This is a genomic window from Massilia genomosp. 1 (genome assembly GCF_011682185.1).
GTDB lineage: Bacteria > Pseudomonadota > Gammaproteobacteria > Burkholderiales > Burkholderiaceae_D > Telluria_A > Telluria_A rubra.
In genome coordinates, this window is record NZ_WHJF01000100.1 from 1 (window position 1) to 24993 (window position 24993).

26 protein-coding genes are annotated in these 24993 nt (G+C 62.9%); 21 read left to right on the top strand and 5 right to left on the bottom strand.

Going from position 1 to position 24993, the window contains the following annotated elements:
• The first annotated feature begins 195 nt into the window (after window positions 1-195).
• The 12 genes from F1735_RS26715 to F1735_RS26770 all read left to right on the top strand — a co-directional run bounded on the left by F1735_RS26715 (window position 196) and on the right by F1735_RS26770 (window position 11721).
• Window positions 196-903 carry a hypothetical protein gene (locus F1735_RS26715; RefSeq protein WP_167239759.1) on the top strand — a complete coding sequence of 236 codons (708 nt, stop codon included), beginning with the start codon at window positions 196-198 and terminating at the stop codon, window positions 901-903.
• A 454-nt stretch (window positions 904-1357) separates the two neighbouring features.
• Window positions 1358-2539, top strand: coding sequence for a type II secretion system F family protein (locus F1735_RS26720; protein ID WP_167239760.1), 1182 nt, complete (start codon window positions 1358-1360; stop codon window positions 2537-2539).
• Window positions 2536-4218 carry a GspE/PulE family protein gene (locus tag F1735_RS26725; protein ID WP_167239761.1) on the top strand — a complete coding sequence of 561 codons (1683 nt, stop codon included), beginning with the start codon at window positions 2536-2538 and terminating at the stop codon, window positions 4216-4218. The genes F1735_RS26720 and F1735_RS26725 overlap by 4 nt, the downstream gene beginning before the upstream one ends.
• Window positions 4199-4855: a hypothetical protein gene (locus F1735_RS26730; RefSeq protein WP_167239762.1), complete on the top strand. Its 657-nt coding sequence runs from the start codon at window positions 4199-4201 to the stop codon at window positions 4853-4855. The genes F1735_RS26725 and F1735_RS26730 overlap by 20 nt, the downstream gene beginning before the upstream one ends.
• A complete protein-coding gene (locus tag F1735_RS26735) occupies window positions 4852-5421 on the top strand; it encodes a hypothetical protein (RefSeq protein WP_167239763.1) in 570 nt (189 codons plus the stop codon). Before F1735_RS26730 ends, F1735_RS26735 begins: the two co-directional genes overlap by 4 nt.
• Window positions 5418-5942 carry a type II secretion system protein GspM gene (locus F1735_RS26740; RefSeq protein ID WP_167239764.1) on the top strand — a complete coding sequence of 175 codons (525 nt, stop codon included), beginning with the start codon at window positions 5418-5420 and terminating at the stop codon, window positions 5940-5942. The genes F1735_RS26735 and F1735_RS26740 overlap by 4 nt, the downstream gene beginning before the upstream one ends.
• A complete protein-coding gene (locus F1735_RS26745) occupies window positions 5942-6427 on the top strand; it encodes a hypothetical protein (protein ID WP_167239765.1) in 486 nt (161 codons plus the stop codon). Before F1735_RS26740 ends, F1735_RS26745 begins: the two co-directional genes overlap by 1 nt.
• Window positions 6424-8313: a secretin N-terminal domain-containing protein gene (locus F1735_RS26750; RefSeq protein WP_167239766.1), complete on the top strand. Its 1890-nt coding sequence runs from the start codon at window positions 6424-6426 to the stop codon at window positions 8311-8313. Before F1735_RS26745 ends, F1735_RS26750 begins: the two co-directional genes overlap by 4 nt.
• Window position 8314: 1 nt before the next feature.
• Window positions 8315-8788: a type II secretion system protein gene (locus F1735_RS26755; protein ID WP_167239767.1), complete on the top strand. Its 474-nt coding sequence runs from the start codon at window positions 8315-8317 to the stop codon at window positions 8786-8788.
• Window positions 8763-9146, top strand: a complete 384-nt coding sequence (locus F1735_RS26760; protein ID WP_167239768.1) for a prepilin-type N-terminal cleavage/methylation domain-containing protein — start codon at window positions 8763-8765, stop codon at window positions 9144-9146. Before F1735_RS26755 ends, F1735_RS26760 begins: the two co-directional genes overlap by 26 nt.
• 605 nt (window positions 9147-9751) lie before the next feature.
• The gene (locus F1735_RS26765; protein ID WP_167239769.1) at window positions 9752-10807 is read left to right on the top strand and encodes a pectate lyase family protein; all 1056 of its coding nucleotides are present in this window, start codon (window positions 9752-9754) and stop codon (window positions 10805-10807) included.
• 101 nt (window positions 10808-10908) lie between these two features.
• Window positions 10909-11721 (top strand): pectate lyase, encoded by an 813-nt coding sequence (locus F1735_RS26770; RefSeq protein ID WP_167239770.1) that lies wholly within the window; start codon window positions 10909-10911, stop codon window positions 11719-11721.
• Window positions 11722-11819: 98 nt separating this feature from the next.
• On the opposite strand, the gene F1735_RS26775 is transcribed toward F1735_RS26770, so the two are convergent.
• Both F1735_RS26775 and F1735_RS26780 read right to left on the bottom strand, forming a co-directional pair.
• Window positions 11820-12323 carry a type II secretion system protein gene (locus tag F1735_RS26775; protein ID WP_167239771.1) on the bottom strand — a complete coding sequence of 168 codons (504 nt, stop codon included), beginning with the start codon at window positions 12321-12323 and terminating at the stop codon, window positions 11820-11822.
• A complete protein-coding gene (locus F1735_RS26780; RefSeq protein WP_167239772.1) occupies window positions 12316-13014 on the bottom strand; it encodes a FadR/GntR family transcriptional regulator in 699 nt (232 codons plus the stop codon). The genes F1735_RS26775 and F1735_RS26780 overlap by 8 nt, the downstream gene beginning before the upstream one ends.
• Window positions 13015-13216: 202 nt before the next feature.
• On the opposite strand from F1735_RS26780, the gene F1735_RS26785 reads away from it, so the two are divergent.
• Window positions 13217-14356 carry a polyamine ABC transporter substrate-binding protein gene (locus F1735_RS26785; RefSeq protein WP_167239773.1) on the top strand — a complete coding sequence of 380 codons (1140 nt, stop codon included), beginning with the start codon at window positions 13217-13219 and terminating at the stop codon, window positions 14354-14356.
• A 446-nt stretch (window positions 14357-14802) separates the two neighbouring features.
• Here the strand turns inward: F1735_RS26785 and sixA are convergent, their stop codons facing one another.
• Both sixA and ppk1 read right to left on the bottom strand, forming a co-directional pair.
• Window positions 14803-15270, bottom strand: coding sequence for a phosphohistidine phosphatase SixA (gene sixA, locus F1735_RS26790; RefSeq protein ID WP_167239774.1), 468 nt, complete (start codon window positions 15268-15270; stop codon window positions 14803-14805).
• A gap of 12 nt (window positions 15271-15282) precedes the next feature.
• Entirely contained in the window at window positions 15283-17388 is a 2106-nt protein-coding gene (ppk1, locus tag F1735_RS26795) for a polyphosphate kinase 1 (protein ID WP_167239775.1), read from the bottom strand.
• Between the two features lie 231 nt (window positions 17389-17619).
• Here ppk1 and pstS point away from each other — a divergent pair, with 231 nt between their 5' ends.
• The 7 genes from pstS to phoR all read left to right on the top strand — a co-directional run bounded on the left by pstS (window position 17620) and on the right by phoR (window position 24339).
• Window positions 17620-18660 (top strand): phosphate ABC transporter substrate-binding protein PstS, encoded by a 1041-nt coding sequence (pstS, locus tag F1735_RS26800; RefSeq protein ID WP_167239776.1) that lies wholly within the window; start codon window positions 17620-17622, stop codon window positions 18658-18660.
• 145 nt (window positions 18661-18805) lie between these two features.
• Window positions 18806-19789, top strand: a complete 984-nt coding sequence (gene pstC, locus F1735_RS26805) for a phosphate ABC transporter permease subunit PstC (protein WP_229505982.1) — start codon at window positions 18806-18808, stop codon at window positions 19787-19789.
• On the top strand, window positions 19786-20646 hold the full coding sequence (gene pstA, locus F1735_RS26810; RefSeq protein WP_167239778.1) for a phosphate ABC transporter permease PstA: 861 nt from the start codon (window positions 19786-19788) through the stop codon (window positions 20644-20646). Before pstC ends, pstA begins: the two co-directional genes overlap by 4 nt.
• Window positions 20647-20671: 25 nt before the next feature.
• Entirely contained in the window at window positions 20672-21457 is a 786-nt protein-coding gene (gene pstB, locus F1735_RS26815) for a phosphate ABC transporter ATP-binding protein PstB (RefSeq protein ID WP_187362493.1), read from the top strand.
• Window positions 21458-21488: 31 nt separating this feature from the next.
• Window positions 21489-22196: a phosphate signaling complex protein PhoU gene (gene phoU, locus F1735_RS26820; RefSeq protein ID WP_167239779.1), complete on the top strand. Its 708-nt coding sequence runs from the start codon at window positions 21489-21491 to the stop codon at window positions 22194-22196.
• A gap of 5 nt (window positions 22197-22201) precedes the next feature.
• Entirely contained in the window at window positions 22202-22891 is a 690-nt protein-coding gene (locus F1735_RS26825) for a response regulator (protein ID WP_166888586.1), read from the top strand.
• A 167-nt stretch (window positions 22892-23058) separates the two neighbouring features.
• Window positions 23059-24339 (top strand): phosphate regulon sensor histidine kinase PhoR, encoded by a 1281-nt coding sequence (gene phoR, locus F1735_RS26830; RefSeq protein ID WP_167239780.1) that lies wholly within the window; start codon window positions 23059-23061, stop codon window positions 24337-24339.
• A gap of 5 nt (window positions 24340-24344) precedes the next feature.
• Here the strand turns inward: phoR and F1735_RS26835 are convergent, their stop codons facing one another.
• Complete coding sequence (locus tag F1735_RS26835) at window positions 24345-24662, bottom strand: hypothetical protein (RefSeq protein WP_222853087.1); 318 nt, start codon at window positions 24660-24662, stop codon at window positions 24345-24347.
• Here F1735_RS26835 and F1735_RS35815 point away from each other — a divergent pair.
• On the top strand, window positions 24657-24993 hold a 337-nt coding region (locus F1735_RS35815), incomplete at its 3' end, for a hypothetical protein (protein WP_222853088.1). The two genes, F1735_RS26835 and F1735_RS35815, sit on opposite strands and share 6 nt — an antisense overlap.

The following is a 24993-nucleotide window of genomic DNA, read 5'->3' on the forward strand; positions in this document are numbered from 1 at the left end:
GAATGTTTTAGCGCGAGGACATCGCGTCTTAGCCTGTGGAGAGTCGGCGCAGTCAGGCCGCTCGATGAAGCAGGAACCCACCGAAGCGACCCGTAGATCATCACGCGGCGCCGTAGGAATCCCCTTCATTTAGGGCGGGGAGGATGTCAACAAACGGACTATGAGATCCCGGCAAATCAATCGAAGGAGATTGCATTGAAAGCCGGCGAGCACAGCATGGACGCGCCAGTGGCGGGAAAAATCAAGTTCATTGTCTATGCCGAGCGCAAGGGCGGTCTGATCAACCCAACGCTGAGCGACTACGTGATTGTCAGCGTCGCTTACGTTAGCGGCAAAGACAAGCTGAAGAACTTCAGTCCGGGCGGCGGCGGCCCGTTCAAGCTCGATGGTGTGCCTTTCAGCGGTCCCTTCAAGCTCGCGAACGGATTGTTTATCGAGAACGATTGGCGCTTCGGTGTACGCGAACCTTTCCCCACCTCGCTGCAAGGATATGACCCGGGTGGTGGTGGCAACATCTACAGCAAGCTGTTTACCGCAGCGGACTTTGTGCCTTACTTCGAGAGCGAATCGGAGCAAGCCGGTTTCTTCGAGAAGCATCGCCAGCACATCGCTTCCGCACCGCGCAAGCCGGCCGCGCCGGCCCCGCTGCCCGATTTCGCGGACCCCCAACTGCAGAATGCGTCGCTCAAGCTGCGCGAACTGTACCAGCGCTACCAGCAAGCGGTCACGCCGGACGAGCAGAAACAACTGCAAAGCGAACGCCACAAGCTGACGATGGAGTTCGTGAGCCTCTCCGCGCGCCGCCTGGGCGCCTCGTCTGCGCAGGAGAACGACAAGTACAACAAGTTCATCACCCTGATCGGCACCGTGTTGGGATCGTCGGCGCTGGTAAAAGCGCCATGAAACGCGCTATTGACCTGCTTACGGGATGGCCGATCCAACTCGCTGTTTACGGTCGGGAAGCACGTATCGCCGGCTCGCTCCGGTAATTGCGCCGAGGTGCCGGACATTCGCTTGCGCCTGGCGCAGCGTCTGGTTCATAAAACATCTTAACTCGGCCGCAGGCCGGTGATCGCCATCGTTGGCACGAGGATGGGCTTTTTTTGCAATGGAAAATTGCGAAAGTCGTGTCTTTAAAGTCACATATCCAAATGACATCAACAGTAGTAGAATGCGAATTGGTCAGGCCGCTGCTTAAGTGGCCGGACCGATGATGTGGAAGTGGGCGTACACCTTTCTGCAGTGGCAAACCACAACGCGGTCGACCAGGATGTTTTTGAAAGCAGGGGCAGCATGAATCCATTTCCACGCCGGCAGTTGCGCGGCCCAGTCGCCAGCGACGCGCGCTGATCCGCCCGTGCGCTTCGCGATTCGTGCCGTGGGACCCGACAACCGGGTCCAGATGCTGGAACTGGACGCCAGCGATGCCGTCGCCGCATCGCGCGCCGCTGCCGAACGGCGCCTGACGGTGCTCGACGTGCGCCCGCTTGCGCAGAAGGCCCAACGGCGCGGCAAGACCTTTTCCCTCGTGCTGTTCACCCAGGAGTTGCTGGCCCTGCTCGAAGCGGGCCTCGGCCTGGTCGAAAGTCTGGAAGCGCTCAGCGAAAAAGAATCCCACACCGATACCGGCGCGCTGCTGGCCCGCCTGCTGGCGCGCATGCGCGACGGCTTGCGCTTTTCGGTGGCGATTGCGGCCGAACCGGAATCGTTCCCGCCCCTGTTCGGCGGCATCGTCAAGGCGGCCGAGCGCACCAGCGACCTGCCGCAGGCGCTCACCCGCTATATCGAATACCAGGTGCGCGTCGATGGCGTGCGCAATCGCCTGGTCAGCGCCTCGATCTATCCGGTCATCCTGCTCACGGTCGGCAGCGCGGTCTGCATGTTCCTGCTCGGGTACGTGGTGCCCAAATTTTCCGCCGTCTACCAGGGCAGCGGACGCGAACTGCCGATGCTGTCGCAGTGGCTGATCAAGTGGGGCGGCGCCGTCGCCGGCCATGGCATGGCGATCATGCTGGCCATGGCCGGCAGCGGCGCCGCGCTGTTCTTCTGGCTGCGCCGCATGCACCGCGCCGGCCAGTTGATGCAACTGTTTACGCGCCTGCCGGGCGTGCGCGAACGCATGCACATCCTGGAACTGGCGCGCTTGTATCTCACTCTCGGCATGCTGCTCGAAGGCGGCATCGCCGTGGTGTCGGCGCTCGACATGGTCAGCGGCGCCATTTCGCCGGGGCGGCGTGGCGCATTGGCGGCGGCGCGCCACGCCATTGCGCAGGGCGGCAGCTTTTCCGAGTCGCTCGAACAGAACGGATTGACCACGCCGATCGCGCTGCGCATGCTGCGCGTGGGCGAGCGCTCCGGCCAACTGGGGCTGATGCTCACCCGCGCCGCGCTGTTCTACGACGCCGAAACGACCTTGTGGATCGAAAAATTCAGCAAGACCTTCGAACCGGTGCTGATGGCGGCCATCGGCGTCGTCATCGGCGCCATCGTGGTGCTGCTGTACATGCCGATCTTTGACCTTGCCGGGACCCTGCAATGAACCCGGTCGAGATGGCGCCCATGATGGCGTCCCTGCGCGCGGCGCAGCGCAACGCGCGCCAGTCGGGTCGCGCCTTTTTTGCCGAACTCGAAGCGCTGACCCGGTCGGAGCCGCGCCTGTTGCTGGCGCAGGCGGCCGATGTGTTCCGCCTGCCCGCGATCGACATGGCGGCCATGCTGGCCTGTACCCCGCTGTTCGAGCGCTTGCCGCTGGCGCGCGCCCAGCAACGCCAGTGCGTGCTGCTGCAGGGCGCCGACGGCTTGTGGGCGGTGCTGTGCGACCCCTACGCGCAAGACCTGCAGGTGTGGGTCGAAACCCTGGCCGGCGCCCCGGTGCGCTGGCGCCTCGCGCTGCCGGCCGACCTGCATGCCTACCTGTCCAAGCAGGAGGAGTCGGTGCGCTCGGTCGACTCGCTCGTCATGGGCGAAGCGGGGGAGGGCGGTGGCGACCCTGCGCGCCTGATGGAAAGCCTCTCCTACGCCTCGCTGGGCGACGCCGGCAGCCCGGCCGTCAAGCTGGTCAACTCCACCTTGTACGATGCGCTCAAGTCCGGCGTATCGGATATCCACTTCGAAAGCACGCCCGGCGGCATGCTCACCAAGTACCGCATCGACGGGGTGCTCGACCAGGCCGCGCAGGTGGCCGGCAGCGCGCTCGCGGAGCAAGCCATCTCGCGCATCAAGGTGCTGGCCGAACTCGATATCGCCGAGCGCCGCGTGCCGCAGGACGGCAGCTTCCGGGTCGAGGCGCAGGGGCGCGAAATCGACCTGCGCGTGTCGATCATGCCGAGCGTGCATGGCGAAGACGCCGTCATCCGGATTCTCGACAAGCAGTCGATGATCAGCGCGCACGGCACGCTCACGCTCGATTCGTCCGGGTTCGCGCCCGACCACCTGGCCACCATGCGGCGCCTGGTGTCGGAACCGTACGGCATGGTGCTGGTGACAGGGCCGACCGGTTCGGGCAAGACCACCACCTTGTACGGCGCCATCACCGAAATCAACAGCGGCCACGAAAAAATCATCACCATCGAAGATCCGGTGGAGTACCAGCTGCCCGGCATCCTGCAAATTCCGGTCAGCGACAAGAAGGGCCTGTCGTTCGCGCGCGGCCTGCGCTCGATCCTGCGGCACGACCCGGACATCATCATGGTCGGCGAGATCCGCGACAAGGAAACCGGCGAAATCGCGGTGCAGTCGGCGCTGACCGGCCACCTGGTGCTCTCCACCGTCCACGCCAACAATGTGTTCGACGTGTTCGGACGCTTCGCCCACATGGGCATCGACCCGTACTCGTTCGTCTCGGCCCTCAATGGCGTGATCGCGCAGCGCCTGGTGCGCCTGTCGTGCCGCCAGTGCAGCGCCCCCTACACGCCGCACGACGAGGAACTGGTGCGCAGCGGCCTGACGCGCGCCGTCGTTTCGCACTACAACTTCCGGCGCGGCGTGGGCTGCGGCGAATGCCGTGGCACCGGCTACAAGGGACGGCGCGCCGTAGCCGAAATCCTGATTCTCGACGACGCGCTGGCCGAACTGGTGATCGAACGCCGTCCGCTGCGCCAGATCAAGGAGCTGGCCCGGGCCGCCGGCATGCGCAGCCTGTTCGACGATGCGCTGGCGCTGGTGGCCACCGGAGAAACCACGCTGGAGGAGGTCAAACGTGTCACTCTGGCAGGCTGACAACATCGGCGTCGATATCGGCGCCCGCACCATCGCGCTGCGGCGCGGCGCGCGGCGCACCACGCTCAAGGCGGCGGGCGGCGACTGGGCCGCGCTGGGCGTCGAACTGGCGCAACTGCTGCCGGCGCGCGCGCGCCTGTCGGTGCGCGTGGCCGATTGCTGGAGCCGCACCTTCTTGCTCGAAGCGCCGGCCGGCATTGGCGGCCTGCGCGACTGCCGCCTGCTGCTCGACGCCCGCTTCGAAACCCTGTACGGCCAGGCGCCGGCCGACTGGCTGCTGCAAGCGGACTGGCAGGCCGGCGCGCCGATGCTGGCGTGTGCGATTCCGCGCAGCCTGCGCCAGGCGCTGGCCGGATTTTCGCTGGCGCGCCTGTTGCCGGCGTTGCTGCAGGATTGGAACCGCCACTGCGCGGCGCTGCCGCTTGACGGCGTCTGGTGCGCGGCGGCCGACGGCGTGGTTAACCTGCTGGTCTGGCACAAGGCGCGCCTGCAACTGGTTCGCCAGCAGCCGGGTACCGACGTCGACGGCTTGCTGGCGCTGGAAATGGCGCGTCTCGGTGTCGCCTTGCCGGCCGCGCGCTTCTGGTCCGGCCCCGCCGCGCCGGCCGGCTGGACGCACCTGGAGGCAGCCGCATGAAGCCGATGATGATCGACTTCGCCGACCAGCGCAGTGCGTGGCGCTGGGACCGGCGCATGCGCGGCACCCAGCTGGGCGTGGCGTTCGCCTTGCTCGCCATGCTGCTGGGCGGCCTGGCATTCGGACGCGGCGTGCGCGTGCAGCACCAGCTGCAAGAGGCGAGGGCGGCGCAGGCCGCGCGCCTGGTCGCGGGCGAGCAGCGCGAGCGCGCCGAGCGTAGCCGCTCGCAGCCGCTGGGCGAAGAGGCGCAATTGCTGCGCCAGGCCATGCTGCAGCGCGCGCAGCCCTGGGAAGAGATCTTCGGCGCGTTCGAGCGCGTGCCGCAGGCGCGCCTGCAATCGTTCGAACCCGATCTGGCGCGCGGCGTGGTCAAGGTCCAGGCCAATATGGACGATGTGGCGGGATTGCAGGAGTACCTGCGGTCCCTGAAAAGCAGCCCGGTCTTTGCGCGACTGAGCCTGATGCGCCACGAAGCGGCGGCCGAAGGCGGCATCAACTTCCATTACGAAGCGCAGCTCTCGGCTCCGTACCGGCTGCCCGATGCCCCGGTCCGGAGCGCCCCATGATGCAATGGAACGCGCTGTGCTGGCGCCTTGAGGTGCTGGCGGTGCGCCACGGTTTGTGGATGCTGCCCGGCGCGGCCTTGCTGATGTGGGCATTGCTGGCCTGGCTCTGGTGGCTGCCATCGCAGGAAGCGGCCTTGCGCGACACACTGGCCATGCGGGCGAGCGAACAGGCTACTGCCAGCGTGCCGGCCGCCGCGCCGCACAGCGCACTGCCGCCGGCGGCGCGCGCCGATGCGGCCCTGCAGCACCTGTTCGCACTCGCGGCGGAACACGGACTGACGATCGCGCAGGCCGATTACCGGCGCCAGGAAACGGGCCACGTCGGCCGCTGGCAAGTGCAGATCCCGGCCACCGGCACCTATCCGCAGGTGCGCCGCTTCCTGCGCGCGGCCCAGGCCATTCCCGGCCTGTCGCTCGACGAAGTTGGCATCCACCGGGCGCCGGTCGGCGCCGGCGTCGAGGCGCGGCTGTTGTTTTCGGTCTGGTTCATGCTTGATTCGCCAGCGGAAAAGGCGCCCTGATGTCGACCCGTCTCAAGATCATGCTGGCGGTGATGCTGGGTGTCGGCCTGCTGATACTGTTCGACAGTCCGTCCGGACCGGAGGTGGTGGGCGTGGCCGAACGCCCGCGCCGGCCGCAATCGATGCAAGTCGCCGCTGCGCCGCTGCGCGCGCCGCCGCCTGCGGTCGATCCGGCCAGCCCGGTGCCCGACCTGTTCGCCGGTGGCCCGATGCCGGCGGCGGAGCAGGGCGCGCCGCCGCCAACGCCAACGCGTGACCCGGACGCCAGCGACAAGCCGCAAGCGCCGTTCATCCTGCTCGGGTTCAAGGTGGAAGACGGCGTGCGTGAAGCGTATTTGCTGCGCAACGACGCCGTGCTGCTGGCGCGCGCCGGCAGCGTGTTCGAAAAGCGTTACCGCGTGCTGGCCCTGGGCCAGGAATCGGTGAACATTCAGGATCAACAAACCGGCAAGCAACACCGGATCAGTTTCGGGACAGAAGAATGAGAAAAATAGCAGGCAACCTGGCCTTGGCATGCGGCCTGGCCATGCTGGCCGCATGCGCGACCGGACCGCAGCCCACCCCGCCCGGCATCCGCGCCCTGCTCGACGCCGGCAAGCTGGAAGAGGGCATGGCGCGCCTGGAGCAGATGCTGGCCACCACGCCGGATCACATCGAAGCGCGCGTCCTGCTGGCCAACACGCGCATCGAACTGACCAACCGGGTGCTGGCGCAGGCGGCGCAGGACGTGGCGCGCGGCGCCTGGGATGCGGCGCAGGCGGCTTATCGGCGCGCCGCCGCGCTGGGGGCCGTGGACCAGGCCATGATCGGCATGCGCAACCTGGCCGCCGCGCAGTCGCAAGCGCAGGCGCTGGCGGGCGTCGAGCAGCAGTTTGCCGCCGGCCAGCGCACCGAGGCACGCGACGCCTTGCGCGCGCTGGTGGCCAGCTATCCGAAGAACGCGCGCGCGGCCAAGATGCTGCAAGCCTTGCAGGATCACGCCGCCGTGGCGCCAGGCGGCACGGCGCTGGGGCAGGCATTCCAGAAGCGACTGAGCCTGCGCTTCCAGGATGCGCCGCTGCGTGCGGTGCTCGAATCGATGTCGCGCACCTCGGGCATCAGTTTCACGCTCGACAAGGACGTACCGGCCGACCTGCGCGTCACGCTCAACCTGCAGGACACGAGCATCGAACAGGCGCTGCGCAACCTGTTAATGAGCGTGCAGATGGAACAGCGCATCGTCGACGAGCGCACCGTGCTGCTGTACCCGAACGATGCGGCCAAGCAGCGCGACTACCAGAAGCTGACGATCCGCAGCTTCCGCATTGCCAACGCCGAAGCGAAAACCGTGGCCAACAGCCTGCGCACCCTGCTCAAGACGCGCGACCTCGTGGTCGACGAAAAACTCAATATGCTGGTGCTGCGCGATACGCCCGAGACCATCCTCATGGCGGCCAAGCTGGTGGCGCTGCACGACGTGGCCGAACCGGAAGTCATGCTGGAAGTGGAGATCCTGGAAGTGCAGCGCAGCGACCTCGAATCGCTGGGCGTGAAGTGGCCGGGCAACGTGAGCCTGACGCCGCTCGGCGCGTCCACCGTGCTGTACGACGGCAGCGTGGCGACCAGCCCGTTCACCCTGGGCGACCTGAAGAACCTCCATTCCAAGGGCTTGCTGGCCAGCGTCGACCCGATGCGCCTGTCGGCGTCGGTGAGCCGCGATAACGTCAGCGTGCTGGCTAATCCGCGCATCCGCATCAAAAGCCGCGAGAAGGCCCTGATCCGGGTCGGGGAGCGGGTGCCGAGCGTGTCGGCCAATGTCACGTCGACCGGCGTGACCTCGCAATCGGTCAATTACCTCGACGTCGGCCTCAAGCTCGAAGCCGAGCCGGTGGTGTACATGGATGATGAAGTATCGATCAAACTCAGCCTGGAAGTGAGCAGCATCCTGGGCACGATCTTCGACAGTCACGACCAGCCGTACGGCTACCGGATCGGCACGCGCAATGCCAGCACGGTGCTGCGCCTGCGCGACGGCGAGAACCAGGTGCTGGCGGGGCTGATCAGCGAAAACGACAAGCGTTCATCAAGCGCCATTCCCGGCCTGGGCGAGCTGCCGATGCTTGACCGGCTGTTCGGCAGCAAGGGCAGCGAGCGCACCAAGACCGAGATCGTGCTGTCGATCACGCCGCGCGTGCTGCGCAACCAGGCGCGCGGCGCCGGCGCCGAGGTGGAGTTCGACGCCGGGACCGATTCGAGCCTGCGTGGCCAGTCCGGCCAGCCGGGTCAGGCGGGACAGTCGGCGCATGCGGCGCCACAGGAGCCGGCGCCGCCGCTGCCGCTGCCGGCGGCGCAACCGGCCAGCGCGCCGCCGCTTGAACGAAGCGGCGGCTGACATGCCCCGTGCGCGCGGATTCACGCTCATCGAGCTGATGGTCACCCTGGCGATCGTGGCGCTGCTCTCGACCATCGCCTTGCCGCTGGCGCAGGTGGCGGTGCAGCGCCAGAAGGAGCAGGAGCTGCGCGTAGCCCTGCGCGACATTCGCAGCGCGCTCGACGAATACAAACGCGCGGCCGGCGAGGGCCGCATCGCCAGCCTGCTCGATGGCAGCGGCTACCCGCCCAACCTGCAGGCGCTGGTGAACGGCGTGCCGGACCAGCGCAGCGCAAAGGCGCGCAAAGTGTTCTTCCTGCGCGCACTGCCGCGCGATCCGTTCAGCACCGATCCGGCCCTGCCGGCCGAACAGACCTGGCTCCTGCGTTCTTACCAGAGCGATCCGGCCGACCCCAAGCCCGGCGAGGATGTCTACGACGTGCATTCCAATTCTGAACAGGTGGGCCTCAATGGCATTGCGTACCGGCGCTGGTAGGCGCGGCTTCACGCTGATCGAACTGCTGGTGGTGCTGGCGATCCTGGCGCTGCTGCTGACGATCGCCGCCCCGCGTTTTTTTCGCAGTATCGACCAGTCGAAGGAGACGGTACTCAAGGAGAACCTGCACATCACGCGCGAGGTGATCGACAAATTCTACGGCGATAACGGGCGCTATCCGCAGACGCTCGGCGAACTGGTGGAACGCAAGTACCTGCGCTCCCTGCCGCTCGATCCGATTACCGAAAGTACTTCGACCTGGGTCCTCGTCGCGCCGGACAACGGCGCCGGCGTCTACAACCTCTACAGCGGCGCCACAGGCGCGGCGCGCGACGGCATGCCTTTCAGCCGACTCTGATCCGCATCCCGATAGGCGGATCACGCGGTCAGGCCAAATTTCCCATGTCGCAAATAATTCTTAGAATATTTACATATTGGACTGACCAAAAATGGTTTTTAATCGACCAAAAATAGTTTTCGGTCAGGCCAAATGTTGTTTTTTGATCTTGTATTTTACATTTTTAATCAGCATGAGGTCTTGTCGGTCTTGAAATAGCCGCCCATTTTCCCAGTTTGCATAGAAAACGGGTTAAGACAGACGTTCATATGAATTGCATGCATAGACAAAGACGTTAGGCGATAAACAATGATCGTCGCTGTGACAATCTCACACCACACTCACCGATTTCGGGGGACCTGCCCCACAATTGGTATCTTAATAATGCATGTGGTCATTTAACATGATATTGACACGACAATATATCAAGGTGCATCCTCGCAGCAGACCTAGCGAACGTTGATTTATTTGCATTGTGGCCGACCCGCGGAGCGCATGGCCCCATGGTTTTTGCGGATGCAATACGGCAACAAGGCGGCGCTCCGTTTGGTCCACATCACCAGCGAGGGATTTCCCCTGGCATCCCTGGTGGCTCGAAAAACACCAACACTTACGGAGTAACCCGCATGAAAGTATCGACTTTGAAACTGACACTGGCTGTCGCAGCCGTCCTGGCCGGCTCCCAGGCAATGGCCGGGCCAATTGGCTACGGCGCCGCCACCACCGGCGGGGGCGCCAAGGCTGCGGTCAATGTCGCCACGCTGGCCGACATGGCGGCGAAAATCAAGGCGTATTCGGGCAGCGGTGGCCTGGTGCTGAACTACACCGGCAAGTTCGACTTCGCCAGCATCAAGGATGTCTGCGCGCAGTGGAAAAAACCGGCGCAGACGCTGGAAATCAAGAACAAGAGCGACATCACGATTCGCGGCGCGGCTGATTCGTCGGCCAACTTCGGCATCCGTGTGGTCGGCGATTCGAGCAATGTGATCGTGCAGAACATGACCATCGGCCTGCTGCAGGGCGGTGAAGACGCCGATTCGATCTCGATCGAAGGCACCTCGAGCGGCAAGCCAAGCAAGATCTGGGTCGACCACAACACCATCTTCGCCTCGATCAAGTCGTGCCCGGGCGCCGGCGACGCGTCGTTCGACGGCGGCATCGACATGAAGAAGGGCGCCAACCACATCACGGTGTCGTACAACTACGTGTACAACTACCAGAAGGTGGCATTGAATGGATTTTCCGACAAAGATACGCTTAACGCCGGTTCGCTGACCACCTACCACAACAACCGTTTCGAGAACGTCAAGTCGCGCCTGCCGCTGCTGCGTTACGGTAAAGCCCACCTCTTCAACAACTACTTCGGCAACGTCGATACGTCGGGCATCAACGTGCGCATGGGCGCGATGGCGCTGGTCGAAGCGAACTACTTCGAGAACGTCAGCAATCCCGTTACCTCGCGCGACAGCACCAAGCTCGGTTACTGGGACCTGCGCAGCAACTTCGTCGGCAGCGGCATTACCTGGGGCGCCCCGGACAGCGGCACCTACGCCAATGCCACCGACTGGAAAACCAGCAAAGCCTACGGTCCTACCGGTTACAACTACACCGCCAGCGCCGCTGCCGGCGTCAAAGCGAAAGCCATCGCAACGGCGGGCGCGCGCACCAACCTGGCCCAGTAATTTCGTCGCGCATTCCGGCGCACATTTCGCTGCGCATTTCGCTGTACCTCCAGCCGTCTCCGCAAGGCGATGGCTGCTTCATTCATCCACCAGGAGTCATCATGAAACGTCTCAATGCCTTTCTTTTCGCAGTCGTCGGACTGTGCATCGCCACCAGCGCATCGGCCGCCCCGGGCAAGCGCGCGGTCCCGTCATGCACCAAGGTGCTGGTCACGCAAACGACCGAGGTTCCGGCCAACACCACCTTCGATGGCCTGGTCAAATACGGCAAGATGGTTTGCCTGGTGGGTAACACCAAGAAGATGGACGGCAGCCAGTCCGAAAGCCAGATCCCTCACTTCAACCTCGGTGTCGGCGCGACCCTCAAGAACGTGGTGCTGGGCGATCCCGCCAAGGGCGCGGGCCGCAACCTGACCGCCGGCGGCGCCGACGGCGTCCATTGCGCCGGTAACTGCAAGATCGAGAACGTGTACTGGGGCGATGTAGGGGAAGACGCGGCCACGCTCAAAGGCGCAGGCACCATGACCGTCAGCGGCGGCGCGGCTTACAAGGCGGCCGACAAAATGTTCCAGAATAATGGCGCCAACAGCAAAATCGTCATCACCAACTTTTACGCGGAAGAAGGCGGCAAGCTGTATCGCTCGTGCGGCAATTGCTCGAGCCAGTCGGCACGCACCGTCACCATCAGCGGCGTGACGATCTATAACGTCAATGCCGGCGTGGGTGTAAACAGCAGCTTCGATGCGTCGAAACTGCCGGCGCTGGCCAAGGCCTACGATGTGGCGACCATGAGCGACTTCGTGTCGAACAAGTCGTCGTCGCGCTGCGCCACGTTTGTCGGTACCAAGAAAGGCAATGAGCCGGACAAGGACAGCAACGCCGGCAACATCGCTCGCGCATGCATCTTTAAATAGCAGGTAATCGGGTTTCAGGTGAGAAGACGGCTTATGTAGCCGGTTTGACCACGCGCGCAGGCGATCCCTGTGCGCGTGGTTTTTTTTCGTTCGCTGCGTCAGTCTTCCGGGCGCAAGCTGTCCTTGCAGTTGCCGCCGCACGCCATCAGGTAGGCGAACTGCCAGTCGCAGTAGCGTTTTTGACCATCGAGGTAAACCAAGTCGCCATCGGTGAAGCTGCGCCGGATCGTTGGTGCGCACGAGGCGCTGCGCACGCCCATCACGCCGCCGCCCGGCGCGCGCACCAGTTGCCAGTCGGCCTTGCCGGTGATCGGGTCAGGGTAGAGCTGGCGCAGGTAGCGCTTCATGCCCGGCTGGCGCGGGTCCTGCAACAAATCCTCCAGGCGCGACGGGGCATGGCTGGCATGGCCCTCCGGCGTATTGAGTTCGTATTCGAGAAAGGCGCGGATGTACTGCTTGCCGACGAACAGCAGCTCGGTTTCGGCCTCGCGCTTGCGCGCCAGCTCGCCCACCGACACGGTGGCCGCCGTCGCCACCCCGATCACGGCGATCATCACCATCAGGCCCACATAGGTGAAGCCCGGCGCGCTGTGCCTACGCACGGGAGAAGGTGCGCGTGACGCGTTCAAGGTGTACGCGCATGGCCTGGCGCGCGCTGGCGACATCGTGCGCGGCGATCGCCGCCAGAATATTGCGATGGTCGATCAAGGTCTGCTTGCGCAGTTCCTCGGTCTGGAAGTGTTCCTTGAGCTTGTGCCACAAGGTGCCGCGCTGGTTCCACAGGTAGTCGATGGCGCCCACCAGCGCTGTGTTGCCGGTCGCGCGCGCCAGCGCCAGGTGAAAATTGCGGTCGGCCTGCTCGTTGCTGGCGCGGTCTTCGTGGTCGCGCTCCATTTCCAGCACGGCGCTGAGAATGGTGTCGATGGCTGAATCGGTGGCATTCTTGGCGGCCAGGCCGGCCACCTCGGTTTCGATCATGCGGCGCGCGGCCAGCACCTCGAACGGGCCGGGGCCGACTTCCGGCGCCCGGGTGGCGCCGGAAGTCTGCGCGCTGACGTACACGCCCGACCCGCTGCGCACCTCGACCACGCCGCCCAGCTCCAGGGCGATCAAGGCCTCGCGCAGCGAAGCGCGGCTCACGCCCAGGCGCGCCGACAGTTCGCGCTCGGCGGGCAGGCGCTGGCCGGGCTGCATGTTTTCGGCGACGATCAGTTGGGCGATGCTGTCGGCCACCACCCGGTACATGCGTGGTTCCGGCGTGCTCGCGTCGAGCGTCGCGGGGCTTGTTTTCATCGTCTGGAGCCGTCCGGAGGGGGAAGTGGAAAGTGGAAAGTGGAAAGGATACCGCAACAGGCCCGATTGTAGATAGCTATGCGCGCCCATGCAAGGCGCTTGCGCGGCGGCGCTTGCCAACCGGGCCGCAATGCCGGATCATTCCAGCAGTGCGTCCCGCATGGGGCTTTTATCTGGCGTATATCTATATTCGGAGGCATCAATGGTGGCAGTCAATCGGCACATGCACGCGAAACGGCGGCTCGGCCTGGGTTTGGCCGCGCTGGCGGCGGTTCTCTGGTCGGGCGTTCCGGCCCAGGCCCAGCAGCCCGAGGAAAAAGTCCTCAACATCTATAACTGGTCCGACTACATCGCCGACGACACAATCAAGAACTTCACCAAGGAGACCGGCATCACGGTGCGCTACGATGTCTTCGACAGTAACGAAGTCTTGAACGCCAAGCTGGTGGCCGGTAAATCGGGCTACGATATCGTGGTGCCGACCGCGCCGTGGGCGCGCCAGCAGATCGACGCCAAGCTGCTGCGCAAACTCGATAAATCCAGGCTGCCGAACCTGGCCAATCTCGACCCGGGCATCCAGGCCAAGCTGGCCACGCTGGACCCGAACAATGAGCACCTGGTGGACTGGATGTGGGGGTACACCACGGTCGGCATCAATGTCGACAAGGTCAAGGCCGCGCTGGGCACCACGCCGATGCCGGCCAATGTGTGGGAACTGATCTTCAATCCGGTGTACACCTCCAAGCTCAAGTCGTGCGGCGTGTCCTTCCTCGATTCGCCGTCCGAGGTGTTCCCGGCGGCCCTGCATTACATGGGCAAGCCGGCGTATTCGAAGAGCGCGGCCGATTACGCGGCGGCGGGAACCATGCTGCAGGCGGTGCGCCCGAGCGTGACCCTGTTCAGTTCTTCCGGGTATATCAACGACATGGCCAATGGCGCCATCTGCGTGGTGTTCGGCTGGGCCGGGGATATCAATATCGCCCGCCAGCGCGCCATCGAGGCGAAAAAGGGCGTCAAGATCGAGGCCCTGGTGCCGAAAAACGGCGCGCCGCTGGTGTTCGACACCATGGCCATTCCGGCCGACGCGCCGCATCCGAATAATGCCCACCTGTGGATGAACTATATCCTGCGTCCGGAAGTGCAGGCCAGCCTGACCAACAAGGTGTTCTTTGCCAATCCGAACAAGGCCGGCATGAAATTCGTGCGCAAGGATGTGGCGGAGAACAAGAGCGTGTTCCTGTCGGAGGAGGACTTGAAGAAGATGATCCCGCCGGAAGCGGTGCCGCAGGATATCCGCCGGGTGATGACGAGGACGTATACCAAGTTCAAGACTGGGCGTTAAACGGCGCTCGCTCCGTCGCTCCCGCGAAGGCGGGAGCCCAAGTTCGCACCGAAGTCCATGACTGAGCAGAAAATTTGGGCTCCCGCCTTCGCGGGAGCGACGGTGGCAGATGAGCGACGGTGGTGGGTAAGCGACGTTGGCGGATAAGCAGCCGTGATGGGGGAGCGACGCTGCATGGCAAAAGCGGCAAGCGCCCTCGGGCCTTGCCGCTTTTTATCGGCCCAATAGTGAGCCCGGTGCTATTCGTGATAGCGGTCTTGCAAGTCGAGCTTGCTGCCGTGAACTTCTTCTACCAGTTCATACAGCACCAAGCCAACCATGCCTCCGAAAATGGCCATGACGAGCATGCTTAACATGATCATGAACCGCCGTTGAGCGATTTCTCCTTTAGTTGATACACCTAAACTTTAGCAGGTGGATGCAACAATTCAAGGATGGCGACCGACTTATTTAACAATCAGGTCGGGCGCCATCACGCCTTTCAGATACAGGCTGTAGGGATCGAGCGCCTCGCGCTGCACCAGCCACCAGGCGTTGGCTTTCTTGATCTGCCAGTCCTGCGGATGCCCCGACAGCAGCAGCGCCGCCACCTGGCCCAGGGTCGGCTGGTGCCCGACCACCAGCACCGGCTCGCGTCCGTTCGGCCAGTTGGCCGCCATCAGCACGTCTTCCGGATCGGCGCCCGGCGCCAGCTCGTGTACGATCTTGAATTTGCGCTTGAGCGGTTCGACCGTCTGCAGGGTGCGCAGCGCCGGGCTGACCAGGATGCGGGTGCTGTCGGGTAGCTGCGAGGTGAGCCAGTCGGCCATGCGGCGCGCTTGCTTCTGGCCCTTGGGCGTGAGGGAGCGCTCCATGTCGTCCTGGCCCGCATCGGCGTCGTGCGCCTCGGCGTGCCGCCATAAAATCAGATCCATCGTGTTCTCCTGTCACTCTCCGGTATCGACCGGGGGCGTGCCCAATAATTCCATCAAATGGCGCTGCGCCGAAAACTCCACCTGCTTGCCGCGCACCTTGCGGCGCTGGTAATGCCCGCTCGCATCGAGCTCCCATGCGTTCGAGTTATCTTTCAGGTAGGGGTTCAATCCTTCCGTGATCACGCGCCGTTTCAGCGCCTTGTCGAGGATCGGGAAGGCCACTTCGATCCGGCGGAACAGGTTGCGGCTCATCCAGTCGGCGCTGGCCAGGTACACATCGTGCGCCAGGTCGTTGCGGAAGTAGTAAATCCGGCTGTGCTCCAGGAAGCGCCCGATGATCGAGCGCACCTTGATATTTTCGGACAGCCCCGGCACGCCCGGTTTCAGGGTGCAGGCGCCGCGCACGATCAGGTCGATCTTCACGCCGTCGTGCGAGGCCGCGTACAGCGCGCGGATCACCGATTCGTCCACCAGCGCATTGATCTTGACGATGATCCGCCCCGGCCGGCCGGCACGGGCGATCTTCGCTTCGTTGCGGATCGCCTTGATGATTTCGCTCTGCAGCGCGAACGGCGCCAGCCACAAATGGGTCAGCTTGTGCGGCTTGGTCAGGCTGGTCAGGTGGATGAACACTTCGTTTACTTCCTGCGCCATCTCGGCGTGCGCGGTCAACAGGCCAAAGTCGGTGTACAGGCGGGTGGTGGTCAGGTGGTAGTTGCCGGTGCCGAGGTGGGCGTAGAAACGCAGGCCGCCCGGGTTGCCCTCGGCGTCGGCGTCCTCGCGCCGGATCACCAGCGCCACCTTGGCGTGGGTTTTCAGGCCGACCACGCCGTACACCACCTGGGCGCCGGCCTGCTCGAGCTTGTCGGCCCAGTTGATGTTCGCTTCTTCGTCGAAGCGCGCCATCAGTTCCAGGATGACGGTTACTTCCTTGCCGGCGCGGGCGGCCGCCATCAGCGCTTCCATCAGGTCCGAGTGCATGCCGGTACGGTAAATGGTTTGCTTGATCGCCACCACCGACGGGTCGTGCGCGGCCACCTGGATGAAGTCGACCACGGTCTGGAACGACTGGAACGGATGGTGCAGCAGGATGTCGTGCTTTTTCAGCTGCTCGAAAATGTCGTGGTGCGCGGTCTTTTGCGGCATCCCGGGCACGAAGGGTTCGAAGCGCAAACTCGGCTGCTTCACGTGGTCGATCAGCTCGGCCAGGCGCACCAGGTTGACCGGGCCGTCGACCGCGTACAGGCGGCTCTTGTCGAGCCCGAACTGTTCGAGCAGGAATTCGGACAATTCCGGCGCGCAATTCTTGGCCACTTCCAGCCGCACCGAGGTGCCGAACTGGCGGCCCTGCAATTCGCCCTTGAGCGCCTGGCGCAGGTTTTTGACTTCTTCCTCGTCGACCCACAGGTCGCTGTCGCGCGTGACCCGGAACTGGGAATAGGCAATCACTTCGCGCCCGGTAAACAAGTCTTCGATATGCGAGTGGATGATCGAGGACAGCAGGCAGAACGACATGCCGCCGTTGCTCGACAGGTGATCGGGCAGGCGGATCACGCGCGGCAGCACGCGCGGCGCCTTGACGATGGCAATCCCGGTGCCGCGCCCGAAGGCATCCTTGCCGGTCAGCGAGATGATGAAGTTCAGGCTCTTGTTGACCACTTGCGGAAACGGGTGGGCCGGGTCGAGTCCGATGGGGGTGAGCAGGGGGCGTACTTCGCGCTCGAAATACTCCTTCACCCAGGCGCGCTGGGCCTCGTTGCGGTCGGTGTGGCGCACCAGGTGGATGCCGTTGGCCTTCAGTTCCGGCAGGACCTCGGTATTGAGCACCGCGTACTGGTCCTTGACCAGATTGTGACATTCATTGCTGATGCGCGCCAGGTTGGCGATCAGCGCGGGATTTTCAGCAAGGTTGCCCTGGGCCAGCAGACTGGCCACGCGCACTTCGAAGAACTCATCCAGGTTGTTACTGACAATACACAGGTAGCGCAGCCGCTCCAGCAAGGGCAGGGAAGTGTCTTCCGCCTGGGCCAGCACGCGGCGGTTGAAGGTCAATTGTGACAACTCCCGGTCCAGGAAGATGTTGGCGCGCGCCGGGTCCACGGTCGTTGCAGTTTTCATTAGGTCTTTGACTAGTCGGATGGGTATCAGTAAACGCAACGAGTGTAATAAAGAAATATTACAGCGCGGTGACAGCGGCGTCCAATTGTATGACACGCCATGCTGGCGGGCGCAGCGTATCATTCGGTAGGCAAGCCGCTGTCGAGGTGATTTCGAGGATGTCATAAACCTGTCATATTTGGTGAGTAGACTGCGCAGCATTCAACGTTGTATAACCCACAAGGACTTGATATGCGAATGAAACAGTTGTTAGCTTCCATCATTGTTGGCGTTGGTGCCCTGGCGGCAGCGAACTCCATGGCTGCGGACATGACCGGCGCGGGTGCGACCTTTCCTTACCCTGTGTATGCGAAATGGGCGGAGTCGTACAAGAAGGCAACCGGCAATGGCATGAACTATCAATCGGTCGGCTCCGGCGCCGGCATCAAACAGATCAAGGCGAAAACCGTCGACTTCGGCGCTTCCGACAAGCCGCTCGGCGTTGAAGAATTAGACGCGGCCGGCCTGATGCAGTTCCCGGCCATCATGGGCGGCGTGGTCGCCATCGTCAACCTGGAAGGGATCGCTCCTGGCGCCATGAAGCTGACCGGTCCGGTCATCGCCGATATCTACCTGGGCAAGATCACCAAGTGGAACGCGCCGGAAATCGCCGCCCTGAACCCGGGCGTCAAGCTGCCGGCCGACGACATCACCGTCGTCCACCGCGCCGACGGTTCGGGCACCACCTTCCTGTTCACCGACTATCTGTCGAAAGTATCGCCCGAATTCAAGACCAAAGTCGGTGCCGATGCATCGGTGAAATGGGCGGTTGGCGTGGGCGGCAAGGGCAACGATGGCGTCGCCTCGACCGTGCAGCGCGTCAAAGGTGCGGTTGGCTACGTCGAGTGGGCCTTCGCCAAGAAAAACAAGATCGCGCACACCCAGCTCAAGAACAAGGATGGCGTGTTCCTGCAACCGGACGACGAGAACTTCAAGGCCGCCGCCGCCTCGGCCGACTGGGCCAAGGCGCCAGGTTTCGGCGTGGTGCTGACCGACCAGCCAGGCAAGAACAGCTGGCCGATCACCGGCGTGTCGTACATCCTGATGCACAAGAGCCAGGCCGATGCCGCCAAGGGCAAGGAAGTCATCAAGTTCTTCGACTGGTCGTTCAAGAATGGTGACGCCGCCGCTGTCGAACTGGACTACGTGCCGCTGCCGGACAGCGTCACCAAGCTGGTGGGCGACTCCTGGAAAGCCAATCTGAAAGATGCGGCCGGCAAGGCCATCTGGTAACAACAAGGGGCGGGCAGGGGCGCGTGTGCGGCCCGCCTGCCCATTTAGCATCACTATCGGTATCAATCAACATCATGGCGATCAACATCATGTGGACACCTGGCGAAGTCAATCAATGAGCGCAAACCCAACTATCGCAATGGCCATGAGCAAATCCGCAGCGCATGAGCGCGAACATGCCGCGCTGCTTTCCACCATGCGCAAGCAGCGCATGCAAGATTTCTTCTTTCACAAAGTGACCCTGCTGTTCGCGGCAACGGTCCTGTTGGTGCTTGTCGGCATCATCGTCTCGCTGATCATCGGCTCGGCGCCGGCCTTCAGCAAATTCGGCTTCGGCTTTATCGTCAGCCAGGAGTGGGATCCGGGCAACCAGCAATTCGGCGCGCTGATCCCCATCGTCGGCACCCTGGCCACCTCGGTGATCGCCCTGCTGATCGCGTTTCCGGTCAGCTTCGGCATTGCATTGTTCCTTACTGAAATCTGCCCGGTCTGGCTGCGCCGACCGCTGGGCACCGCCGTCGAACTGCTGGCGGGCATTCCTTCGATCATTTACGGCATGTGGGGCGCCTTCGTGCTGGTGCCGCTGTTTTCGGAATATGTCCAGCCTTTCCTGAAATCCACCCTCGGCCAGCTCCCGCTCATCGGCACGCTGTTCAGCGGCCCGATGATGGGTTTTTCGATCCTGGCCGCCGGCGTGGTGCTGGCGATCATGATCATCCCCTTCATCGCCTCGGTCATCCGCGACGTGTTCGAAATCGTGCCGGCCGTGCTGAAAGAGTCGGCTTACGGCCTGGGCTGCACCAAATGGGAAGTCGTGCGCAAGATCGTGCTGCCTTACACCAAGACCGGTGTGGTCGGCGGCGTCATGCTGGGCCTGGGCCGCGCGCTCGGCGAGACCATGGCGGTCACCTTTGTGATCGGCAACGCCAACAACCTGTCCCTGTCGCTGTTTTCCGCCGGTAACAGTATCGCCTCGCTGCTGGCCAACCAGTTCGCCGAAGCCGAGCATCCGCTGCATACCTCGTCCCTGCTGGCGACGGCGCTGATCCTGTTCATCATTACTTTTATCGTCCTGTCCGCAGCCAAGCTGATGCTGGCCGGAATGTCACGCAAGGAAGGCGTCAAATGAGCCAGACAATTGTCAACCCTGTCTACCGCAAGCGCCTCTGGAAGCACCGGATCGGCATCACCTTGTCGGTGCTGGCCATGTCGGTCGGCCTGATCTTCCTGCTGTGGATCTTGTCGACCTTGCTGATCAAGGGCTTCTCGGCCTTGTCGCTCGAGCTGTTCCTGGCCGATACGCCCGGTCCCGATTCCCAGGGCGGCGGTTTGCGCAACGCCATTCTCGGCAGCCTGATGATCGTCGGCCTGGCCACCTTCATCAGCACCCCGATCGGCGTGCTGGCCGGCGTCTACCTGGCCGAATACGGCGAAGAGAACCGCTTTGCCCAGGTCACGCGGTTTGTGACCGACATCATGCTGTCGGCGCCCTCGATCGTGCTGGGGATTTTTGTGTGGACCATGTACGTCAACGTGGCCGGGCACTATTCCGGCTACGCCGGCTCGGTCGCGCTGTCGCTGATCGCCATCCCGGTGGTGGTGCGCACCACCGACAACATGCTGCGCCTGGTGCCGCAAAACCTGCTCGAAGCGGCCTTCGCCCTGGGCGCGCCGCGCTGGAAAGTGGCCACCACGGTGCGCTTGCGCGCGGTGAAATCGGGCGTGGTCACCGGCGTCCTGCTGGCGGTGGCGCGCATTACCGGCGAGACCGCACCGCTGCTGTACACGGCCCTCTCCAACCAGTTCTTCAGTTCCAACATGAATGCGCCGATCGCCAACTTGCCGGTGATCATCAATACCTACGCCCTCAGCACGGCCGACAACTGGATCAACCTGGCCTGGGCCGCATCCTTGCTGTTGACCTTCAGCGTGTTGTTGTTGAACATCGTCTCGCGTACCATGTTCAGCCAGAAAACCACGAAATAATCGACCGATCCTTCTCATGAGCCCTATGCCTACACCGATGCCTACTGTAACGCCGAAGAACAAGACGATCGAGATTTCCGGCCTGAACTTCTTTTATGGCAAGACGCAGAGTTTGACCAACGTCAATCTCAACATTTACGAAAAACAAGTGACGGCCTTCATCGGCCCGTCCGGCTGCGGCAAGTCGACCCTGCTGCGCACCCTGAACCGCATGTACGACCTGTATCCGGGCCAGCGCGCGGAAGGCTCGGTCATTTACCGCGGCAAGAACATCCTCGATCCGGGCCAGGATGTGAACATGCTGCGCGCCAAGGTCGGCATGGTGTTCCAGAAACCGACGCCGTTCCCGATGTCGATCTACGACAACATCGCCTTCGGCGTGCGCCTGTACGAAGACCTGTCCAAGGGCGAGATGGATGAGCGGGTCGAATGGGCGCTGAAAAAAGCGGCGCTGTGGGGCGAGGTCAAGGACAAGCTGTCCAAGAGCGGCCTGTCGCTCTCGGGCGGCCAGCAGCAGCGCCTGTGCATCGCGCGCGGCGTGGCGGTGAAACCGGACGTGCTCTTGCTCGACGAACCAACCTCGGCGCTGGACCCGATCTCGACCGCGAAAGTGGAAGAACTGATCAGCGAACTGAAACAGGATTACACGATCACCATCGTGACCCACAACATGCAGCAAGCCGCGCGTTGCTCGGACTACACCGCCTATATGTACCTGGGCGAGCTGGTCGAGTTTGGCGAAACCGACCAGATTTTCATGAATCCCGCACGCAAAGAGACGCAGGATTACATCACCGGACGCTTTGGCTGAGCCACGACAAAACATATTACGGAGAGCAGCAATGATAGGCGAGCATTCATCCAAGCAGTACGATCACGAACTAGAAACCATCCGCTCCAAGGTGTTGTTGATGGGTGGCATCGTCGAAACCCAGTTTCTCGACGCGATGACCTGTTTTCGCATCGGTAATCTCGAACGCGCCGACCGCGTGATCGCTGAAGACGACGAAGTCAACCAGCTTGAAGTGGCGCTCGACGACGCCTGCAGCCACCTGATCGTGCGGCGCCAGCCGACCGCGAACGACCTGCGCACGGTCATGGCGACCATCAAGGTGATCACCGATCTGGAACGGATCGGCGACGAAGCGGCCAAGATCGCGCGCACTTCCAAGAACTTGCATGGACGCGGCGCGGTTGGCGTGAACCATTACGAAATGGTGCGCACGATTGCCACCGCCACCTCCGACATGCTGCACGATGCGCTCGACGCCTTCGCGCGCCTGGATGGCAAGCAGGCTTTGCAGCTGATCGCCCAGGATGCGGTGATCGACCACGAATTCCGCTCGATCATGCGCAACCTGATTACCTTCATGATGGAAGACCCGCGCACGATTTCGTCGGCGCTGGACACGCTGTGGGTGGCCAAGGCGATCGAACGCATCGGCGACCATGCCAAGAACATCGCCGAATACGTCATCTACGTCGTCGAAGGCAAGGACATCCGGCATAGCAAGCCGGCCCTTTTGATTCCCGATCAACCTGTATCCTAATCTCGATGGCAGCCGAAAAAACCACTGTATTAATCGTAGAAGACGAACCGGCCATTGTTGAACTGGTGACTTTTTCCCTGCGTGAAGCGGGCTGGAATGTATGTTCGGTGCAGAATGTGGCCGACGCCTGGGAATTCATGCAGCAGCGCACGCCGCACCTGATGTTGCTGGACTGGATGTTGCCCGACCAGACAGGCTTGCGCCTGCTCTCGCGCATGCGTTCGGACCGCAATTTCCAGGACATTCCGGTGATCATGCTGACCGCCAAGAGCATGGAAGAGGACAAGATCGCCGGGCTCAACAATGGCGCCGACGATTACGTGACCAAGCCGTTTTCCCCGCGCGAGTTGCTGGCGCGCGCCAAGGCCCTGTTGCGCCGCAAGAGCCCGGAGCATGACCAGGCGGTCATGAGCGCCGGACCGGTGACCCTGGACCCGGTCAGCTGTACGGTGTCGATCGACAGCCAGAAGATCGACATGGGGCATGCCGAATTCAAGCTGCTGAAATTCTTGCTGGCGCATCCGGAGCGGGTGTTCTCGCGCAGCCAGTTGCTCGACAAGGTGTGGGGCGACCATGTGGTGATCGAGGAACGCACGGTCGATGTGCATGTGCTCAGGCTGCGCAAGGCGCTCAAGGAATCGGAAAAGCTGATCAAGACCGTGCGCAGCGTGGGGTATATGCTGTCGGAGAAGTGATGTTGTATTCGTATTTAGTAGCGTAATCCGCCGCTTGCCGTCCGTCGTTCCCGCGAAGGCGGGAACCCAAGTTCGCAGCGCTTCTCGTGGCTGCTCATGGAACCTTGGGTTCCCGCCTTCTCGGGAACGACGGGGTAGTAGCTTGAACAAAGGACACCCCCCGTAACATGAACCCCAAACTGCTGTTCTGGATCCCCGCGCTGTTGCGCATGAGCTTCATCCTGCTTGGCGCGGGCGTTTTCTGGTGGCTGTTCGGGCTGGTCTACGGCCTGGCCGTCGCCTTTTTGTCCGTCTTCGTCCTGCTGTTCATCCAGCTGTCCTACCTGCACCAGCTCGGCAACTGGCTGGACGACCCGCATTCCGGCAAGCTGCCCGACGGCTGGGGTTCCTGGACCAATATCTTCTCGCGCCTGTACCGCCTGCGCCGCGACGACGAGCGCAACCAGGCCGAGCTGACCGAATGGCTGGCCCGTTTCCGCCAGGCCATGCACCTGCTGCCCGACGGCGTGGCCATCATGGACGACGTGCTGTTCCTCGAATGGTGCAACCCGGCCGCCGAACGCCACCTGGGCCTGACCCTGGAGCGCGACAAGGGCATGCGTGTCACCAACCTGATCCGCCATCCGGATTTCATCGACTACATCATCCTCGGCCGCTACGAAAACCCGCTGACCCTGAGTTTCCGCGACCGCAAACTGATCTGCCAGATCATCCCGTTCGAAAACCGCCGCCAGATCTTGGTCACGCACGACGCCACCGAAACCCAGCGCATCGAGGAAATGCGGCGCGACTTCATCGCCAACGCCTCGCACGAACTGCGCACGCCGCTGACGGTGATCGTCGGCTTCTTGGAAATCGCGTCGAGCGAAATGAACCTCGACCCGGAAACGCGCATGTCGCACCTGAAACTGATGACCGAGCAGGGCCACCGCATGCAGCGCCTGATCGAAGACATGCTGACCCTGTCGCGCCTGGAATCGATGGATTACCCCTTGCGCAGCGAATCGGTCGATATTGCCGCGCTGATGGAGCAGGTGGTGCAGGAGGCGAGGGCGCTGTCGGGCGGCAAGCACCAGATCACGTCGAGCGTGAACGGGCCTGGCATTTCGGGCAATGCGGAAGAGTTGCGCAGCGCCTTCGGCAACCTGGCCTCGAACGCGGTGCGCTACACGCCGCCGGGCGGCACCGTACACCTGGCCTGGCAAATGGGGCCGAACGGACCGCAGTTCGTGGCCAGCGATACCGGCATCGGCATCGACCAGAAGCACATCGCGCGCCTGACCGAACGTTTCTACCGGGTCGACAAGAGCCGCTCGCGCGAAACCCAGGGCACTGGCCTGGGCCTGGCGATCGTCAAGCACGTGCTGCTGCGCCACGGCGGCAGCCTGACCATCAAGTCGGAAGCGGGCAAGGGCAGCAGTTTTATCGTGTCGCTGCCGGCGGCCTGAGGGTCTTACTCGGGGTGCTTGTCGTTCTGGATAAAACCGGTCAGCCTGGCGATGGTGTCGGCTTCCGGTCCCGCTATGTTGATCAATGCGTTTGAACGATGCGCTGCCAGCCTTGCTGGTACCGCCGTCAAAGCGCCCTGACGCAATCGAGGTTCCTCGCAACGAGGAGCTCTCCCCTGGATGTTAGTCGCGCCGTCATGTTCAATCGCACCTATTTTCTTGCGACAAAGCAACATCACAGTTTGTCGACTCGCTACGCTTGGTTTTCCCACTGGCAATTTTAAGCCAGCATGTTCTTGCACAAGACAGGAAAAGTCATGCATCTTCACGCCACCGGTAGTTTGCCTTGCATCAATCGATTCTTGCGTTTTGCGCTCGTGTTTCTTGTCCTGATGCATGGCCACGCCCAGGCTGAAAACGGCTTGCCAGAAGGAACGCTAGGCTGGGATTACTACACCGGGATTTTGGGGCCGGACGAGTATGCTGCCGATCCGGTAAGCGCTTGCCAAAAGACTGCGAAGAAGCATATGGGAACGCAGCTGAAGGCGATCGAACCGTATGAAAATCGTCGCGATTGGTACAAATGCATCTACCCGCACTTTCTGGTGGTAGGCGGTGTGAGCTGGCATGGAAGTACCTTGTTGAGATGCAAAC

Coding starts and splice junctions, on each gene's coding strand:
- F1735_RS26725 (WP_167239761.1), top strand. CDS start 2,536: ATGAACCCGGTCGAGATGGCGCCCATGATGGCGTCCCTGCGCGCGGCG.
- F1735_RS26735 (WP_167239763.1), top strand. CDS start 4,852: ATGAAGCCGATGATGATCGACTTCGCCGACCAGCGCAGTGCGTGGCGC.
- F1735_RS26740 (WP_167239764.1), top strand. CDS start 5,418: ATGATGCAATGGAACGCGCTGTGCTGGCGCCTTGAGGTGCTGGCGGTG.
- F1735_RS26745 (WP_167239765.1), top strand. CDS start 5,942: ATGTCGACCCGTCTCAAGATCATGCTGGCGGTGATGCTGGGTGTCGGC.
- F1735_RS26750 (WP_167239766.1), top strand. CDS start 6,424: ATGAGAAAAATAGCAGGCAACCTGGCCTTGGCATGCGGCCTGGCCATG.
- F1735_RS26755 (WP_167239767.1), top strand. CDS start 8,315: ATGCCCCGTGCGCGCGGATTCACGCTCATCGAGCTGATGGTCACCCTG.
- F1735_RS26760 (WP_167239768.1), top strand. CDS start 8,763: ATGGCATTGCGTACCGGCGCTGGTAGGCGCGGCTTCACGCTGATCGAA.
- F1735_RS26765 (WP_167239769.1), top strand. CDS start 9,752: ATGAAAGTATCGACTTTGAAACTGACACTGGCTGTCGCAGCCGTCCTG.
- F1735_RS26770 (WP_167239770.1), top strand. CDS start 10,909: ATGAAACGTCTCAATGCCTTTCTTTTCGCAGTCGTCGGACTGTGCATC.
- F1735_RS26780 (WP_167239772.1), bottom strand. CDS start 13,014: ATGAAAACAAGCCCCGCGACGCTCGACGCGAGCACGCCGGAACCACGC.
- F1735_RS26785 (WP_167239773.1), top strand. CDS start 13,217: ATGGTGGCAGTCAATCGGCACATGCACGCGAAACGGCGGCTCGGCCTG.
- sixA (WP_167239774.1), bottom strand. CDS start 15,270: ATGGATCTGATTTTATGGCGGCACGCCGAGGCGCACGACGCCGATGCG.
- ppk1 (WP_167239775.1), bottom strand. CDS start 17,388: ATGAAAACTGCAACGACCGTGGACCCGGCGCGCGCCAACATCTTCCTG.
- pstS (WP_167239776.1), top strand. CDS start 17,620: ATGCGAATGAAACAGTTGTTAGCTTCCATCATTGTTGGCGTTGGTGCC.
- pstC (WP_229505982.1), top strand. CDS start 18,806: ATGAGCAAATCCGCAGCGCATGAGCGCGAACATGCCGCGCTGCTTTCC.
- pstA (WP_167239778.1), top strand. CDS start 19,786: ATGAGCCAGACAATTGTCAACCCTGTCTACCGCAAGCGCCTCTGGAAG.
- pstB (WP_187362493.1), top strand. CDS start 20,672: ATGCCTACACCGATGCCTACTGTAACGCCGAAGAACAAGACGATCGAG.
- phoU (WP_167239779.1), top strand. CDS start 21,489: ATGATAGGCGAGCATTCATCCAAGCAGTACGATCACGAACTAGAAACC.
- F1735_RS26825 (WP_166888586.1), top strand. CDS start 22,202: ATGGCAGCCGAAAAAACCACTGTATTAATCGTAGAAGACGAACCGGCC.
- phoR (WP_167239780.1), top strand. CDS start 23,059: ATGAACCCCAAACTGCTGTTCTGGATCCCCGCGCTGTTGCGCATGAGC.
- F1735_RS26835 (WP_222853087.1), bottom strand. CDS start 24,662: ATGCATGACTTTTCCTGTCTTGTGCAAGAACATGCTGGCTTAAAATTG.